A 17,044-nucleotide genomic window follows, 5' to 3' on the forward strand; every position below is an offset into this window, starting at 1 on the left:
TGATTTTGAAGGCAGGCCACGCATGTCGTCCATGACCCCCCAGGAAATCGTCTCCGAACTCGACAACCACATCGTGGGTCAGGCCGGTGCCAAGCGCGCCGTCGCCATTGCGCTGCGCAACCGCTGGCGCCGCCAGCAGGTCGAGGGCAGCCTGCGCCAGGAAATCACGCCCAAGAACATCCTCATGATCGGGCCGACCGGCGTGGGCAAGACCGAGATCGCGCGCCGCCTGGCGCGACTGGCCGATGCGCCGTTCATCAAGGTCGAGGCCACCAAGTTCACCGAGGTGGGCTATGTGGGCAAGGATGTGGATTCGATCATCCGCGATCTGGCCGAGATGGCCGTCAAGCAGACGCGCGAAGCCGAGATGAAAAAGGTGCGCACGCGCGCCGAGGATGCCGCCGAAGAGCGCATCCTGGACGCCCTGATCCCGCCCGCCCGCACGGCTGCCGGTGCGGAGCCGGCCGGTGACAACACCGCCCGGCAGGTGTTTCGCAAGAAGCTGCGTGAAGGCACCCTGGCCGACAAGGAAATCGAGATCGACGTCGCAGACGCCAAGCCCTCGCTGGAGATCATGGGCCCGCAGGGCATGGAGGAGATGACCGAGCAGCTGCGCGGCATGTTCAGCCAGATGGGCCAGGACCGGCGCAAGACGCGCAAGCTGCGAATTGCCGAGGCGATGAAGCTCCTCGTCGAGGAAGAGGCCGGCAAGCTGGTGAATGAGGAAGAGATCAAGACCCGCGCGGTGGCCAACGCCGAGCAGAACGGCATCGTCTTCATCGATGAGATCGACAAGGTGGCTGCGCGCCAGGAAAGCAGCGGCGCCGACGTATCCCGCCAGGGCGTGCAGCGCGACCTGCTGCCGCTGGTCGAGGGCACCACGGTGTCCACCAAGTACGGGATGATCAAGACCGATCACATCCTGTTCATCGCCTCGGGCGCGTTTCACCTGTCCAAGCCCAGCGATCTCATCCCCGAGCTGCAGGGGCGCTTTCCGATCCGGGTCGAGCTGGGTTCGCTCTCTGTGCAGGACTTCGAGGCCATCCTCACCCAGACCCATGCTTCGCTGGTCAAGCAGTACCAGGCACTGCTGGCCACCGAAGGCGTCACACTGACCTTCACGCCCGAAGGCATCACCCGCCTTGCGCGCATTGCCTTCGAGGTCAACGAGCGCACCGAAAACATCGGTGCGCGTCGCCTGTCTACCGTGATGGAGCGTCTGCTCGACGAGGTCAGCTTTGACGCTACCCGGCTGGAGGGCCAGACGGTCACGATAGATGCCGCTTACGTGGATGCACGCCTGGCTACCTTGAGCCAGGATGAGGACCTTTCGCGCTACATCCTGTGACCATACGGATGAGCCTTGAGAGGTCACATTCATAGGCTTCCGTAAGTGCTTCTTTTGCAAGGACTTTTGGCGCGTTCTGGCTTCCGGATCAGCGCCTAAGTCCTTGATTTCATTGCAAAAGTTTGTAGGACACCCCCTTGTCCGAAGGTCTTTTCCTGCTACAGTGCAAAAAAGTGCAATTAAGTGGTGAAAAGTGCCTTGATGACCTCGTCTGGAGGCGTCAGAAGGCAGTAACCGATTGGGGATTCCGTCCGTGTTCCAAGGTGCCTCGTCGCTCAGTCTCGATGCGAAGGGTCGGCTATCTGTGCCGACCCGGCATCGTGACGTGCTGACGGCCACCGCGGCGGGCCAGCTCACGATCACCAAGCACCCCCACGGCTGCCTGATGGTGTTCCCCCGGCCTGAATGGGAAAAATTCCGCGAGCGCATCGCCCAGCTGCCGATGTCGGCCCAGTGGTGGAAGCGGATCTTCCTGGGCAACGCCATGGATGTGGACATGGACGCCACCGGCCGCGTGCTGATTTCCCCCGAACTGCGCGAAGCCGCCGGCATTTCCAAAGACACCATGCTGCTGGGCATGGGCAACCATTTCGAACTCTGGGACAAGGCCACCTACGACGAGCAGGAGGCCAAGGCCATGCAGGGCGACATGCCGGATGTCTTCAAGGACTTCTCCTTCTAAGGCGCGCGCAGTGACATCAGGCACCCTTCAACACACCACCGTCCTGCTGGATGAAGCCGTCGACGCCCTGCTGGGCGGGGCCGGACCGCAACCTGCGGGGACGTTTGTCGATGCGACCTTTGGCCGGGGCGGGCATTCGCGGCTGATCCTCATGCGGCTGGGGTCCGAGGGTCGCCTGGTCGCCTTCGACAAGGACCCGGAAGCCATCGCCGAAGCAACGCGCATCACCGATGCGCGTTTTTCCATTCGGCACGAAGGCTTTCGCAACCTGTCCGAACTGCCTGCTGGCAGCGCTGCGGGCGTGCTGATGGACCTGGGGGTGAGCTCGCCCCAGATCGACAGCCCGCTGCGGGGATTCAGTTTCCGTTTCGACGGCCCTCTGGACATGCGCATGGACACCACGCGCGGAACCAGTGTTGCCGAATGGTTGGCCACGGCCGAAGTCGGTCAGATTGCAGAGGTGATACGTGACTACGGTGAAGAACGGTTTGCTGGCCCCATTGCAAAGGCGATTGTTGCTTGGCGCGAAGAACGGGGTCCTCTTGCCACCACCGCCGAACTGGCCGACCTCGTGGCTGGCGCGGTCAAAACCCGCGAAGCGGGCCAGAACCCTGCAACGCGCACATTTCAAGCTCTTCGGATTTTCATCAACGCCGAGCTTGAAGAGCTGCAACAGGCGCTAGATGCCAGCCTTTCGGTGCTGGCGCCGGGCGGGCGGCTGGTGGTGATCAGCTTCCACTCACTGGAAGACCGCATCGTCAAGCAGTTCATCGCCAAGCACTCCAAGGAGGTCTACGACCGGCGCGCGCCCTTTGCCGCCCCCCAGGCGATGAAGCTCGTGGCGCTGGACCGCATCAAGCCCGGTGCCGCCGAGGTCGCTGGCAACCCGCGCTCGCGCAGCGCCATCATGCGTGTGGCCGAACGCACGGCAGTCGCCTGAAATGACCCGGTTGAACATCGTCCTGCTGATGGCCGTGATGGCCAGTGCGCTGTACCTGGTACACGTGCAGTACGAGTCGCGTCGCCTCTTTACGGAACTGGACCGCACTACCGCCGAGGCGCGCAGGCTGGAAACCGAGCACCAGCGCCTGCAGGTCGAAAAGCGCGCGCAGGCCACCCCTTTGCGGGTGGAAAAGATTGCCCGTGCCCAGCTCAACATGCGCACGGCCACCCCGGCCATCACGCAATATGTGTCCGACCCGCTGGGCGCGGCCACGGCGTCGTCTGCGGCCGCCGCTACCACCGCGCGGCCGGACGGAGCAGCGCAGCCATGAGCCGCAGCGTGGTCTACACCGCCAGCCCGCTGCTGGCCAGCAAGACGCCTGTGTGGCGCAGCAAGTTCATCGTGGCTGTGATTGCGCTGGGCTTTCTGGGCCTGGGCGGACGGGCGGCGTACGTGCAGGTGATCGGCAACGACTTCTTCCAGCGCCAGGGCGAAGTGCGTTTTGCCCGCACGCTGGAGCTGCCGGCCAACCGCGGCAAGATCCTGGACCGCAATGGGCTGATACTGGCCTCCAGCGTGCCGGCGGCCAGTATCTGGGCCATTCCCGAAGACGTGGACCAGGACAAGCCCGAGGTGCGGGCCAAGCTCAAGCAGCTGGCCAAGCTGCTCGACATGCCCCTGGCGGACCTGAACAAGAAGTTGGCCGACGAGGACAAGACCTTTGTCTGGATCAAGCGCCAGCTCGACTGGGACGTGGGCCAGAAGATCACCGCACTGGACATCAAGGGCATCTACCAGCGCAAGGAGTACAAGCGCCAGTATCCCGAGGGCGAGGCCGCCGCGCACGTGGTGGGCTTCACCAATGTGGAAGACCAGGGCCAGGAGGGCATGGAGCTGGCCTTCAACAAGGCGCTGGGGGGCAAGCCCGGTTCGCGCCGCGTGATCAAGGACCGCCTGGGCCGCGTGGTCGAGGGTGTGGGCGAAACCGTGCCCCCGGTGGACGGCAAGGACATGCAGCTGTCCATCGACAGCAAGGTGCAGTTCTTTGCCTACCAGAAGCTGCGCGACCAGGTGGCGGCGCACAAGGCCAAGGCCGGCAGCGTGGTGGTGCTCGATGCCCACACCGGCGAAGTGTTGGCCCTGGCCAACTACCCGAGCTACGTGCCCGACAAGCGCCAGAATCTCACCGGCGAGCAGCTGCGCAACCGCGCGCTCACCGATACCTTCGAGCCGGGCTCCACCATGAAGCCCATCACCATCGGCCTGGCGCTCGAATCCGGCCGCGTGCGGCCCGAGTCCATCGTGGATACCAACCCCGGCCGCATCAACATCACCGGCTCCACCATCAGCGATACGCATAACTACGGCGTGCTGACGGTGGAGGGCGTGATCCAGAAGTCGAGCAACGTGGGCACGACCAAGCTGGCCATGCAGATGCCCGCGCGCGAGATGTGGGAGACCTTCTCGGCCGCTGGCTTCGGCCAGAAGCCGCAGATCGACTTCCCCGGTGCCGTCAGCGGCCGGCTGCGCCCCTACAAAAGCTGGCGCCCGGTAGAGCAGGCCACCATGTCCTACGGCTATGGCCTGTCGGCCAGCCTGTTCCAGATGGCGCGCTCGTACACCGTGTTCGCCAACGGCGGCCGCGTGATCCCTGCCACCATGCTCAAGACCGACCAGCCGGCCGTGGGCGTCCCCGTGTTTTCCGAGCGCACGGCCGACCAGGTGCGCAAGATGCTGCAGATGGCCGCCGGTCCGGGCGGCACCGGCCAGAAGGCGCAGACCCTTGGATACTCGGTGGGCGGCAAGTCGGGCACGGCGCGCAAGCAGGTGGGCAAGAGCTACGCCGTCGGCAAGTACCGCGCATGGTTCACGGGCATGGCACCCATCGACAAGCCTCGCATCATCGTGGCGGTGATGATCGACGAGCCCAGCAACGGCGTGTATTACGGCGGTGCTGTGGCGGCGCCCGTTTTCAGCGAGGTGGTGCAGCAGACGCTGCGCATGATGGGCGTGCAGCCCGACATGGCGGTCAAGCCGCAGATCGTCGCCAACGCCGTGGAGGAGTCGCTGTGACCCTCGCCGCACCTGCCATCGCGACGCTTGGCTCTGCAGCTGCGGCCGTCGACTGGCTGCGCGCACGCGTCACCGGCACCCTGCACACCGACAGCCGCCACATCCGGCCCGGTGATGGCTTCATCGCCTGGCCGGGCGCCGCCACCGACGGGCGTGCTCACGTGACTGACGCCTTGGTGCGCGGCGCGACGGCCTGCCTGGTAGAGCAGTCCGGCGTGGAAGCCTTTGGTTTTGCGGGCGACCACCTGGCTGCGCTGCACGGCCTGAAGGCGGCCACGGGCCCCATTGCTGCGCAGTGGTTCGGCGCCCCCACCCATCGCCTGGATGTGCTCGCGGTCACGGGCACCAACGGCAAGACCAGCACCGCATGGTGGCTCGCTGGTGCCATTAATACGCTATCAAAATCAGAGCTGCCAGGGCAGAATGGATGTGCGCTGGTAGGCACTTTGGGCACTGGGGTGCCACCTGCGCTCGAATCCACCGGCATGACCACGCCCGACCCGGTGCGTCTGCAGCGGGCGTTCAGCACGTTCGCGGTCGCCGGGCTGTCGGCCTGCGCCATCGAGGCATCGTCCATCGGCCTGGCCGAGGCGCGGCTCGATGGCAGCCAGATCCGCGTGGCGGTTTTCACGAACTTCACGCAAGACCACCTGGACTACCACGGCACCATGGCCGACTACTGGCTGGCCAAGCGCGCGCTGTTCGACTGGCCGGGCTTGCAGGCGGCGGTGATCAACATTGACGACGCTGCCGGGTTGCAGCTGCATGGCGAGTTGCGCGGTGGCAGCCTGGACCTCTGGTCCGTGTCGGCCCAGGGCGCCGCGCGCCTCATGGCGCGAGACATCACGCTGGGCGCGCAGGGCCTGAAATTCACCGTGGTCGAGGAAGGCGCTGGCCAGCATCTGCTGCAGACGCAGGTCATCGGCCACTACAACGTTCAGAACCTGCTGGGCGTGATCGCCACACTGCGCAGCCGCGGCGTGCCGCTGGATGCTGCCGTCCAGGCGTGCGCAGGCCTGGAACCCGTACCCGGGCGCATGCAGCGCCTGGTGGCACCGGGCCAGCCCCTGGTGGCAGTGGACTACGCCCACACGCCCGATGCACTCGACAAGGCCTTGCAGGCGCTGCGCCCCCTGGCGCAGGAGCGCGGCGGCCAGCTGTGGTGCGTGTTCGGCTGTGGTGGCGACCGCGATGCCGGCAAGCGCCCGCTGATGGGTGCGGTGGCGCAGCAGCATGCCGACCGGGTGCTGGTGACCAGCGACAACCCGCGCAGCGAAGACCCGGCTGCCATCGTGCACCAGGTGCTGCAGGGCACGATTGCCGGCACCACCGTCAGTGCCGAGCTGGACCGCGCCCGCGCCATTGCGCAGGCCGTGGCGGCCGCGGCGCCGCACGACGTGGTCCTGATCGCCGGCAAGGGCCACGAAGACACACAGGAAACCGCAGGCGTGCGCCAGCCGTTCTCGGACATGGCCCACGCGCAGGCCGCACTGCGTGCCCGGGGAGCCACCTCATGGGCATGACCCCAATCGCAGCGATGAACATGATGACCCTGAACGAAGCCCTGGCCCTGGTGCGCCAGCGCGTGCCCGCCGCGCGGCTGGTGGGTGACGGCGCGACGCCCCTTGCGCGCGTGCACACCGACACGCGCAGCCTGCAAGCCGGCGACCTGTTCGTGGCACTCAAGGGTGAACGCTTCGATGCCAACGCGTTTTTGGCCGACGCCCGCGCGGGCGGTGCTTCGGCAGCCATCGCCCACGGCGGCCTGGAGGCGGCAGGGCTGGCAGGTATTGAGTTGCCCGATACGCTGGCCGCGCTTGGCGCCCTGGCCACCGGCTGGCGTGCCGGTTTCAGCCTGCCGCTGATCGGCGTGACCGGCAGCAATGGCAAGACCACCGTGACGCAGATGGTGGCGTCCATTCTCAAAGCCTGGAAGGGCGATGCAGCCTTTGCCACGCAGGGCAATTTCAACAACGACATCGGTGTGCCGCTGATGCTGATGCGCCTGCGCGCCGCACACACCGCGGCCGTGATCGAGATGGGCATGAACCACCCGGGCGAAATTGCCCGTCTGGCCGCCATGGCCCAGCCTACGGTGGCGCTGGTCAACAACGCACAGCGCGAGCATCTGGAGTTCATGCACACGGTGGAAGCCGTGGCGCGCGAGAACGGTTCGGTGTTTGCGAGCCTGCCTGCCCATGGCGTGGCCGTGTTCCCTGCGGGCGATGAATACACCGCACTTTGGCGCGGCCTGGCGCAGGGTCGCCGCTGCATGACTTTTGGTGCGGGCGGCGATGTGACCTGCCGCAGCGCAGTGTGGAACAACGGCGCGTGGGCCGCCACCCTGGGCACGCCGCAGGGCGACGTGGACGTGCGCCTGCACATCGCCGGCCGGCACAACGTGACCAACGCCATGGCCGCCGCGACCTGTGCGCTGGCTGCGGGCGTGCCGCTTGCCGCCATTGCTGAAGGGCTGGGCTGCTTTGCACCCGTCAAGGGCCGCTCACGCGCTTTCAGCGTGCAGTGCGCGGGCCGCGAGATCACCGTGGTGGACGACACCTACAACGCCAACCCCGACTCCATGCGCGCTGCCATCGACGTGCTGGCCGAGCTGCCCGCTCCGCAATGGCTGGTGGTGGGCGACATGGGCGAGGTGGGCGACCAGGGCCCGCAGTTTCATGCCGAGGCTGGTGAGCATGCGCGCGGCGCGGGCATCCACCAGTTGTTTGCGATGGGTGCCTTATCAGCCCACACCGCAGCTTCTTTCGGACCCGCTGCCCGCCACTTCGACAGCATGGATGCCTTACTGGCCGCCGTGAAGGAAGTTTTGCCCCATGCCGGCAGCGTGCTCGTCAAGGGCTCGCGCTTCATGGCGATGGAACGGGTGGTCGAGGCGATCGCCGCCTGCACCGCGCAGCCGCAGGGCACCACGAGCGCACAACAGAACAACAACAACGATCAGAAAAAGACGCTGGAGGGAACCCATGGCACACCCCACTGACACGATCCGCCGCAGCGCGTTGACGACTGACCTGCGAGGTGACGCATGCTGCTGATGCTGTCGCAATGGCTGCAGGGCCTGTCGCCCGAATTCGGTTTCTTCCGGGTGTTCCAGTACCTCACGTTCCGCGCGCTCATGGCTGCGGTGACGGCGCTGCTCATCGGCCTGGTGGCGGGCCCCAAGGTGATCCGCGTGCTCACGTCGCTCAAGATCGGCCAGCCCATCCGCGGCTATGCGATGCAGACGCATCTCTCCAAGAGCGGCACGCCCACCATGGGTGGTGTGCTCATTTTGCTGTCGATCGCCATCTCGACCCTGCTGTGGTTTGACCTGTCCAACCGGTTCGTGTGGATCGTACTCATCGTCACGCTGGGCTTTGGCGCGATTGGCTGGGTGGACGACTGGCGCAAGGTGGTCAACAAGGACCCTGAGGGCATGCGGTCGCGCGAGAAGTATTTCTGGCAGTCCGTGATCGGGCTGGTGGCGGCGCTCTACCTGGTGTTCAGCATTTCCGAGAACTCCAATGCCCGCGTGTTCGAACTGTTCGTCAGCTGGGTGCAGTCGGGCTTCTCGCTCGACCTGCCGCCCAAGGCCGGCCTGCAGCTGCCGTTTTTCAAGGAGATCAGCTACCCGCTGGGCGTGCTCGGTTTCGTGATCCTGACCTACCTGGTCATTGTGGGTTCGAGCAACGCCGTGAACCTGACCGACGGCCTGGATGGCCTGGCCATCATGCCGGTGGTGATGGTCGGCTCGGCCCTGGGCGTGTTCGCGTACGTCACGGGCAGCTCGGTGTATTCCAAGTACCTGTTCTTCCCGCACATTCCCGGCTCGGGCGAACTGCTGATCTTCTGCGCGGCCATGGCCGGTGCGGGGCTGGCTTTCCTGTGGTTCAACGCACATCCTGCGCAGGTCTTCATGGGCGACGTGGGTGCGCTGGCTCTGGGCGCGGCGCTGGGCACCATTGCCGTCATCGTGCGCCAGGAGATCGTGCTGGCGATCATGGGCGGCATCTTCGTGGTCGAGGCACTGTCGGTGATGCTGCAGGTGATGTGGTTCAAGTACACCAAGCGCCGTTACGGCGAGGGCCGTCGTTTGCTCAAGATGGCGCCCCTGCACCACCACTTCGAAAAGAGCGGATGGAAGGAAACGCAGGTCGTCGTGCGCTTCTGGATCATCACCATGCTGCTGTGCCTGGTGGGCCTGTCGACCCTGAAACTGCGATGAACGCTGGCGACTCCCTCCGTCCCCTGCCGCCTCTTGGCGCCGCCGTGCCCGAGGGTGTAGTCACGCCTGCGCCCGCGGTCATCGACGCGGGCGAACTGCAGCGCGCAGAAGATGGCGGTGCGGTGGATTCGGCAGCCGGCGTGGATGACGCGAAGATGGTCCATGCCGATCAACCCGCGACAGAGGGCTTCGATGCCGCGGTGGAAGTCGCCGCCTCTCCAGACACCGCAGCAGGCACGCTCGCGAATGACGAGCCCGGGACGCCAGCCGACCCTGTGGCTCAACCCGAACCCGCGGTTGCAGAGGCCGCGTTTGCAGTCGCCCAGTCACCGCTGACAGCGGCGCGGGATGCTGCAGCGTTCGTGGCACAGATCTTTGCCGACGTGGCTGCACCTGATGTGGCCGCGCCGCCCGAACTGCCACCCGATAGCGATGCCGCTGCGGACGAAACCGAAGTGCCGGACGCACCCCCGCAGCCCGTGGGCCGCCCCGGCGAGGGCATGACCCCGCTCGAAGGGCAGAACATCCTCATCCTGGGCCTGGGGGCCTCGGGCGTGGCGATGGCGCGCTGGTGCGTGCGCTGTGGTGCCCGCCAGGTCACGGTGGCCGACACGCGCGCGGCGCCGCCCCAGTTGCCTGCCCTGCAGCAGGAGATGCCGCAGGTGCGCTTCGTGCCTGGCGCGTTTGACGCTGCCCTGGTGGATGGGCGGGAGCTGCACGCCATCTACCGCTCGCCAGGCCTCAGTCCAGCAGTGATTGCTCCTGTATTGATAGCGGCAAGGGAAAGTGGAATAAGCACTGGCGGCGAATTGAGCCTGTTTTCTGCGGGCCTGGCCTTCCTGCGTGCATCGCATGGCTACGCCCCGGCGGTGCTGGCCATCACTGGCACCAACGGCAAGACCACGGTGACCTCGCTCACCGGGCAGCTGGTCGAGCGCTCCGGCAAGCGTGTGGCGGTGGCCGGCAACATTGGCCCCACGCTGCTCGACACACTGGCAGGCCGCATCGACGCAGGGACGTTGCCCGACGCATGGGTGCTGGAGCTCTCCAGTTTTCAGCTCGACGAGATCAAAGGCTTTGAGCCCACGGCCGCCACGGTACTCAACATCACCCAAGACCACCTGGACTGGCATGGCGACATGGCCGCCTATGCCGCAGCCAAGGCGCGCATCTTTGGCGAAACCGGGCTGATGATCCTCAACCGCGAGGATGCCGAGGTGATGAAGATGTTGCCGCCGCACGGCCGCCCGAAGGCGGCAGCGGCCCCCTCGGGGGGCAGCGAAGCACACGCAGTGGCGAGCGTGGGGGCGCAAAGATCACCGCCACCGTTGAAGGTCAAGCTGCAAAAGCCCCAGGTGCGCGAGCACATCACCTTCGGTGCCGACATGCCCCGCCGACCCGGCGACTTCGGCATCGAGGTGGTCAGCGGCATGCCCTGGCTGGTGCGTGCCATGGATGCCGATGAAACCCGCAAGCGCAGCCGCCAGGCGCAGGACGAAGACCTGCACATCCAGCGCCTCATGCCCGCCGATGCGCTGCGCATCCGCGGTCGGCACAACGCGGTCAACGCCCTGGCCGCGCTCGCGCTGGCGTCTGCCGCCGGCTGCACGCTGGCCCCCATGCTGTATGGCCTGCGTGAATACCGCGGCGAGCCGCACCGTGTGGAGCCCGTCGCCATCATCAACGGCGTGGAGTACTTCGACGACAGCAAGGGCACCAATGTGGGCGCAACCGTGGCGGCCCTCAACGGTCTGGGCGCCGAGCGCCGCGTGGTGGTCATCCTGGGTGGCGAAGGCAAGGGTCAGGACTTTGCCCCGCTGGCCGCGCCTGTGGCGCGCTTTGCGCGGGCCGTGGTGCTGATAGGGCGCGACGCGCCGCTGATCCGAGCCGCGCTGGCCGATGCCGGCGTGGCCCTCGTCGATGCAGCCACGCTGCCCGAGGCCGTGCAGCTGGCATCCCGGCACGCCCACCATGGCGATGCTGTGCTCATGTCGCCCGCCTGCGCCAGTTTTGACATGTTCAGGGATTACGAACACCGTGCCCAGGTCTTCTGCGACACGGTACGCAGCCTGGCAGACGATGCAGGCGTTTCGCTGGAGGGCAGGGCATGACCGCTCCCGCCAGCCAGGGCAACTTCATGCAACGCACCAGCGCGTGGTTCTCTGCACTCACGGGCCAGGGCGGCGAAGTGCTGCCCGTGCGCGTGGGGGGCACCGAATACCGCCGCGCCACCGGCACCACGCCCGCGAGCGTGCTGGGCTTTGACCAGGCCCTGCTATGGGTGGTCGTGGCGCTGCTGGCCTGGGGCCTGGTCATGGTGTATTCCGCATCGATCGCGATGCCGGACAACCCGCGCTTTGCCAACTACGCCTCCACGCACTTCCTGACCCGGCACATGATGTACCTGGTGGTGGGCTTTGTGGCGGCGCTCCTGGCGTTTCAGGTGCCGATGGCGCTGTGGGAGCGCGTGGCGCCGTGGCTCTTCATCGTGGCGCTGCTGCTGCTGGTGGCGGTGCTGATCCCCGGCGTGGGCAAGGTCGTCAACGGCGCGCGCCGCTGGCTGTCGTTTGGCCCCATCGGCTTCCAGCCGTCCGAGATCGCCAAGTTCGCCGTGCTCATCTACGCTGCCGACTACATGGTGCGCAAGATGGAAGTGAAGGAACGGTTCTTCCGCGCTGTACTGCCCATGGGCGCTGCCGTGGCCATCGTGGGCGTGCTGCTGCTGGCCGAGCCCGACATGGGCGCCTTCATGGTGGTAGCCGTCATTGCCATGGGCATCCTGTTCCTGGGCGGCGTCAACGCGCGCATGTTCTTCCTGATCGCGGCCATCCTGGTCGGCGCCTTCGCGCTGATGATTGCCAGCTCGCCCTGGCGGCGGGAACGCGTGTTTGCCTATCTCGACCCGTTCAGCGAGGCGCATGCGCTCGGCAAGGGCTACCAGCTGTCGCACTCGCTGATTGCGATTGGCCGCGGTGAGATTTTTGGCGTGGGCCTGGGCGGCAGCGTCGAGAAGCTTCATTGGTTGCCCGAGGCCCACACCGACTTCCTGCTTGCGGTTATCGGCGAAGAGTTCGGCCTGGTCGGCGTGCTCACACTGATCGTGCTGTTCCTGTGGATGACCCGCCGCATCATGCACATCGGCCGCCAGGCCATTGCGCTGGACCGCGTGTTCTCGGGCCTGGTGGCGCAGGGCGTGGCCATCTGGATCGGGTTTCAGGCGTTCATCAACATGGGCGTGAACCTGGGCGCGCTGCCCACCAAGGGCCTCACCCTGCCGCTGATGAGCTTTGGGGGGTCAGCGATCCTGATGAACCTGGTGGCGTTGGCGGTGGTGCTCAGAGTGGATTACGAAAACAAGCTGCTCATGCGCGGAGGCCGCGTATGACTCCGAAGACGGCGCTGATCATGGCCGGCGGCACCGGCGGCCATATCTTCCCGGGCCTGGCTGTGGCCGAGGAGCTGCGTGCCCGCGGCTGGCGCGTGCACTGGCTTGGCGCGCCCGGCAGCATGGAATCGCGCATCGTTCCGACGCACGGCTTCCCGCTGGAACTGATCGACTTTGGCGGCGTGCGTGGCAAGGGTATCGTCACGCTGGCGCTGCTGCCCATGCGGCTGCTGCGCGCTTTCTGGCAAGCCCTGCAGGTGGTGCGCCGCGTCAAGCCCGACGTGGTGGTGGGCCTGGGCGGCTACATCACCTTTCCGGGCGGGATGATGGGGGTACTTGCCGGCAAGCCACTGGTGCTGCACGAGCAAAATTCCGTGGCGGGCATGGCCAACAAGGTGCTGGCTGGTGTGGCCGACCGCGTGTTCACCGCGTTCCCCAACGTGTTCCCCAAGGGCCAGTGGGTGGGTAACCCGTTGCGCGCGGCGTTCACCCAGCAGTCCGGTCCGGCCGAACGCTTTGCCGGCCGCAGTGGCCCGCTACGCCTGCTCGTGGTGGGTGGCAGCCTGGGCGCACGTGCCCTCAACGAGATCGTGCCCCAGGCCATCGCACTGATGCCTGCCGACCGTCGCCCGCTGGTCGTTCACCAGAGTGGCGCCACCCAGATCGATGCGCTGCGCGCCAACTACACCGCTGCGGGCGTCCATGCCGAACTGACGCCCTTCATCGAAGACACCGCCAGTGCCTTTGCCACGGCGGACATCATCGTCTGCCGCGCCGGTGCCAGCACGGTGACCGAAATCGCCGCCGTGGGTGCGGCGGCCGTGTTCGTGCCCTTCCCGTCCGCGGTGGATGACCACCAGACCACCAACGCGCAGTTCCTGGTGGACGCGGGTGGCGGCTGGCTGGTGCAGCAGCGCGACCTGACTGCCGCGATGCTGGCAGATATGCTATTGAATACAGAGCGATCTACCCTTATGGATAAAGCGCTCAAGGCCAAAAACATGCAAAAAATCAACGCCACCCGCGAAGTGGTGACTGCCTGCGAGGAGCTGGCACAACCATGAAGCACGCCATTCGCCACATCCACTTCGTCGCGGCCATGAAGCCTGCCGACGACTCGTGCCTTGCAAAGGTGGGTTCATGAAACACGCGATTCGCCACATCCACTTCGTCGGCATTGGCGGCGCAGGCATGAGCGGCATCGCCGAGGTGCTGTTCAACCTGGGCTACCGCATCTCGGGTTCTGACCTGGCCGACAGCGCCACGCTGCGTCGCCTGAAAGACCTGGGCATCAAGACCTGCCTGGGCCACGCCGCAAGCCACATCGAGGACGCTGATGCCGTGGTCACGTCCACCGCAGTCACCCCCGACAACCCCGAGGTGATGGCGGCCCGTGCCAAGAAAATTCCGGTGGTGCCACGTGCGCTGATGCTGGCCGAGCTCATGCGACTCAAGCAGGGCATCGCCATTGCCGGCACCCACGGCAAGACCACCACCACCAGCCTGGTGACCTGCGTGCTGGCCGAGGCGGGTCTCGACCCGACCTTCGTCATCGGTGGCAAGCTCAACAGCGCGGGCGCCAATGCCAAGCTGGGCAGCGGCGACTACATCGTGGTCGAGGCCGACGAGTCGGACGCGTCGTTCTTGAACCTGCTGCCCGTGATGGCCGTGGTGACCAACATCGACGCCGACCACATGGAAACCTACGGGCACGATTTCAACCGGCTCAAGGGCGCGTTCGTGGACTTCCTGCACCGCATGCCGTTCTATGGCACGGCCGTGCTGTGCGTGGACAGCCCCGCGGTGCGCGACATCCTGCAAAGCGTCACCTGCCCCATCACCAGCTACGGCTTTTCGGAAGACGCGCAGGTGCGCGCCATCAACGTGCGTGCCCAGGCCGGCCAGATGCACTTCACGGTGCAGCGCCGCAACGGCGTCACGCTGCCTGACATGGATATCGTGCTCAACCTGGCGGGCGAGCACAACGTGCTCAACGCGCTCTCGGCCATTGCGGTGGCGGTGGAACTGAACATTCCCGATGAAGCCGTGCAGCGCGCACTGGCCAGCTTCAAGGGCGTGGGACGGCGCTTCCAGCGCTATGGCGAGCTGCCTGCCAAGGGCGGTGGCCAGTTCACCGTGATCGACGACTACGGCCACCACCCGGTCGAGATGGCCGCCACGCTGGCTGCGGCGCGCGGGGCGTTTCCGGGCCGCCGCCTGGTGCTGGCGTTCCAGCCGCACCGCTACAGCCGCACGCGCGACTGTTTCGAGGACTTCGTCAAGGTCATCGGCAATGCCGACGCCGTGCTGCTGACCGAGGTGTACGCCGCTGGCGAGGCGCCCGTGGTGGCCGCCGACGGCCGTTCGCTGGCCCGCGCCCTGCGTGTGGCGGGTCGCGTGGAGCCCATGTTTGTGGACAACGTGGCGGATCTGCCCCAGGCCATTGCCGACAACGCGCGTGACGGCGACGTGGTGATGTGCATGGGCGCAGGCTCCATCGGTGCGGTGCCCGGCAAGGTGGTTGAAATGCTACAAAATAGTGAGCTGAAAGCGCTTGAAGGGAGCGCGCTATGACCCTTCCAGAATCCAAAATTGACATCAAGGCCCTGGGCAAGGTGGCCGTGCTGATGGGCGGCGAGTCGGCCGAGCGCGAGGTGTCGCTCATGTCCGGCAGCGGTGTGCTGCAGGCCCTGCGTGCCAGCGGCGTGGACGCCCATGCGTTCGACCCTGCCACCCATGCGCTGAGCGACCTCAAGCGCGATGGCTATGCGCGCTGCTTCATCGCGTTGCATGGCCGCCATGGCGAAGACGGCACCGTACAGGGCGCGCTCGAACTGCTGGGTATTCCGTACACCGGCCCGGGCGTGATGGCATCGGCCATCGCCATGGACAAGGTCATGACAAAGCGGGTGTGGCTGGCAGAAGGCCTGCCCACGCCGCGCTACGTCTGGCTGGCCCCTGAGCGCCAGCAGCCTGAAGTGGTGCGTACAGTGCCTGATGAGCTGGGCCTGCCGCTGATCGTGAAGCCCCCTCGGGAGGGTTCGTCCATCGGCGTGACCAAGGTGCGCGGCCCGTCCGACATGCAGGCTGCGGTAGACCTGTCTGCCAGGTACGACGCCGATGTGCTGTGTGAAGAGTTCATTGACGGCGAGGAAGTGACCTGCCCGGTGCTGGGCCATGGCGCCCAGGCGCGCGCGCTGCCGGTCATCCGCATCGTGGCCCCCGACGGCGCATACGACTACCAGAACAAGTATTTCACCGACGACGTGAAGTACCAGTGCCCGAGCGGGCTACCCGAAGCCGAGGAGCGCGAGATCCAGCGCATCGTGCTGGAGGCCTACCGCACGCTGGGCTGCCGCGGCTGGGGCCGCGCCGACCTGATGATTCGCGCCAGCGACCGCAAGCCCTTTCTGCTGGAGATGAACACGTCGCCGGGCATGACGGGCCATTCGCTGGTGCCCATGTCGGCGCGTGCCTCGGGCATCAGCTACGAGGAACTGTGCCTGCGCATCCTGGCGGATGCCGCCCTCGACACGCCCGCAAGGCCAAAGGCTGCCTGATGGCCCATACGCTGCCCGCACCGCTGGACGTCAAGCTCATGAACCTGACTGCTTCGGTCCTGTTCGTGGGCGGCGTCCTGCTCGTGCTGGCAGCGGGCGCCTGGTGGGTGCTGCGCTACCCGGGCTTTGCCGTGGCGCGCATCGTGGTGCATGGGGATCTGGTTCACAACAACGCCGTCACGCTGCGTGCCAACGTGGCACCACACCTGGCAGGCAACTTCTTTACGGTGGACCTGCGCGCCGCGCGCGATGCCTTCGAGCAGGTGCCATGGGTGCGCCGCGCCGAAGTGCGCCGCGTGTACCCCGGCAGCCTGGCGGTGCAGTTGCAGGAGCACGAAGCCGTGGCGTATTGGGGCCCCGAGTCGGGCTCGGCACTGGTCAACCGCTTTGGCGAGGTGTTTGAGGCCAACACCGGCGATGTGGAGCAGGAAGGCCTGCCGCGCTTGCTGGGGCCGGCGGGCAGCTCGATGGACGTGCTGGAAATGCACGGCTTGCTCAGGCCCGTGTTCAAGTCGCTCGGACTGGTGGTCGAGACGCTGGAGCTCACCGGCCGCGGCGGCTGGCGCGTCACGCTGGACACTGATGCCGTGGTGGAGCTGGGCGGCGGCACACCGCAAGAAGTGGTGCAGCGCACCCAGCGCTTCACGCGCACGCTGACGCAGGTGGCGGCCCAGTATGGCCGCCGGGTGGACGCGCTGGAATCGGCCGATTTGCGCCATGCCGGCGGATACGCCTTGCGCATGCGCGGCGTGACCACCGTGACGGTGGGCGATGCGCCCGCTGCCGTGGCCGGAGTGCGCAGGAGGTGATGGCGATGAGACCACAACA

At 66.4% G+C, this 17,044-nt stretch carries 14 protein-coding genes; all 14 read left to right on the plus strand.

What is annotated here, in order from left to right; translation table 11 throughout:
* Nucleotides 1-22 precede the first annotated feature (22 nt).
* Nucleotides 23-1,348 (plus strand): ATP-dependent protease ATPase subunit HslU, encoded by a 1,326-nt coding sequence (gene hslU / locus ACTPOI_RS05510; protein WP_440107188.1) that lies wholly within the window; start codon nt 23-25, stop codon nt 1,346-1,348.
* 253 nt (nt 1,349-1,601) lie between these two features.
* On the plus strand, nt 1,602-2,030 hold the full coding sequence (gene mraZ / locus ACTPOI_RS05515; protein WP_440107190.1) for a division/cell wall cluster transcriptional repressor MraZ: 429 nt from the start codon (nt 1,602-1,604) through the stop codon (nt 2,028-2,030).
* A 10-nt stretch (nt 2,031-2,040) separates the two neighbouring features.
* Nucleotides 2,041-2,970 (plus strand): 16S rRNA (cytosine(1402)-N(4))-methyltransferase RsmH, encoded by a 930-nt coding sequence (gene rsmH / locus ACTPOI_RS05520; RefSeq protein ID WP_440107192.1) that lies wholly within the window; start codon nt 2,041-2,043, stop codon nt 2,968-2,970.
* Between the two features lies 1 nt (nt 2,971).
* Nucleotides 2,972-3,304 (plus strand): cell division protein FtsL, encoded by a 333-nt coding sequence (gene ftsL / locus ACTPOI_RS05525; RefSeq protein ID WP_440107194.1) that lies wholly within the window; start codon nt 2,972-2,974, stop codon nt 3,302-3,304.
* Entirely contained in the window at nt 3,301-5,046 is a 1,746-nt protein-coding gene (locus tag ACTPOI_RS05530; RefSeq protein ID WP_440107196.1) for a peptidoglycan D,D-transpeptidase FtsI family protein, read from the plus strand. Before ftsL ends, ACTPOI_RS05530 begins: the two co-directional genes overlap by 4 nt.
* Complete coding sequence (locus ACTPOI_RS05535; protein ID WP_440107198.1) at nt 5,043-6,569, plus strand: UDP-N-acetylmuramoyl-L-alanyl-D-glutamate--2,6-diaminopimelate ligase; 1,527 nt, start codon at nt 5,043-5,045, stop codon at nt 6,567-6,569. The genes ACTPOI_RS05530 and ACTPOI_RS05535 overlap by 4 nt, the downstream gene beginning before the upstream one ends.
* Before the next feature lie 14 nt (nt 6,570-6,583).
* Nucleotides 6,584-8,047, plus strand: a complete 1,464-nt coding sequence (locus ACTPOI_RS05540; RefSeq protein ID WP_440107200.1) for a UDP-N-acetylmuramoyl-tripeptide--D-alanyl-D-alanine ligase — start codon at nt 6,584-6,586, stop codon at nt 8,045-8,047.
* Nucleotides 8,048-8,092: 45 nt separating this feature from the next.
* Nucleotides 8,093-9,271 carry a phospho-N-acetylmuramoyl-pentapeptide-transferase gene (gene mraY, locus ACTPOI_RS05545; protein WP_440107202.1) on the plus strand — a complete coding sequence of 393 codons (1,179 nt, stop codon included), beginning with the start codon at nt 8,093-8,095 and terminating at the stop codon, nt 9,269-9,271.
* Complete coding sequence (locus ACTPOI_RS05550) at nt 9,268-11,382, plus strand: Mur ligase family protein (protein ID WP_440107204.1); 2,115 nt, start codon at nt 9,268-9,270, stop codon at nt 11,380-11,382. Before mraY ends, ACTPOI_RS05550 begins: the two co-directional genes overlap by 4 nt.
* The gene (gene ftsW, locus ACTPOI_RS05555; RefSeq protein ID WP_440107207.1) at nt 11,379-12,656 is read left to right on the plus strand and encodes a putative lipid II flippase FtsW; all 1,278 of its coding nucleotides are present in this window, start codon (nt 11,379-11,381) and stop codon (nt 12,654-12,656) included. The genes ACTPOI_RS05550 and ftsW overlap by 4 nt, the downstream gene beginning before the upstream one ends.
* Nucleotides 12,653-13,720: an undecaprenyldiphospho-muramoylpentapeptide beta-N-acetylglucosaminyltransferase gene (murG, locus tag ACTPOI_RS05560; RefSeq protein WP_440107209.1), complete on the plus strand. Its 1,068-nt coding sequence runs from the start codon at nt 12,653-12,655 to the stop codon at nt 13,718-13,720. The genes ftsW and murG overlap by 4 nt, the downstream gene beginning before the upstream one ends.
* Nucleotides 13,721-13,796: 76 nt before the next feature.
* Nucleotides 13,797-15,230 (plus strand): UDP-N-acetylmuramate--L-alanine ligase, encoded by a 1,434-nt coding sequence (gene murC / locus ACTPOI_RS05565; protein WP_440107211.1) that lies wholly within the window; start codon nt 13,797-13,799, stop codon nt 15,228-15,230.
* Nucleotides 15,227-16,216, plus strand: coding sequence for a D-alanine--D-alanine ligase (locus ACTPOI_RS05570; protein WP_440107213.1), 990 nt, complete (start codon nt 15,227-15,229; stop codon nt 16,214-16,216). The genes murC and ACTPOI_RS05570 overlap by 4 nt, the downstream gene beginning before the upstream one ends.
* Nucleotides 16,216-17,025: a cell division protein FtsQ/DivIB gene (locus ACTPOI_RS05575; protein ID WP_440107215.1), complete on the plus strand. Its 810-nt coding sequence runs from the start codon at nt 16,216-16,218 to the stop codon at nt 17,023-17,025. Before ACTPOI_RS05570 ends, ACTPOI_RS05575 begins: the two co-directional genes overlap by 1 nt.
* The last annotated feature ends 19 nt before the right edge of the window (nt 17,026-17,044 follow it).

Source organism: Acidovorax sp. BL-A-41-H1 (genome assembly GCF_051942715.1).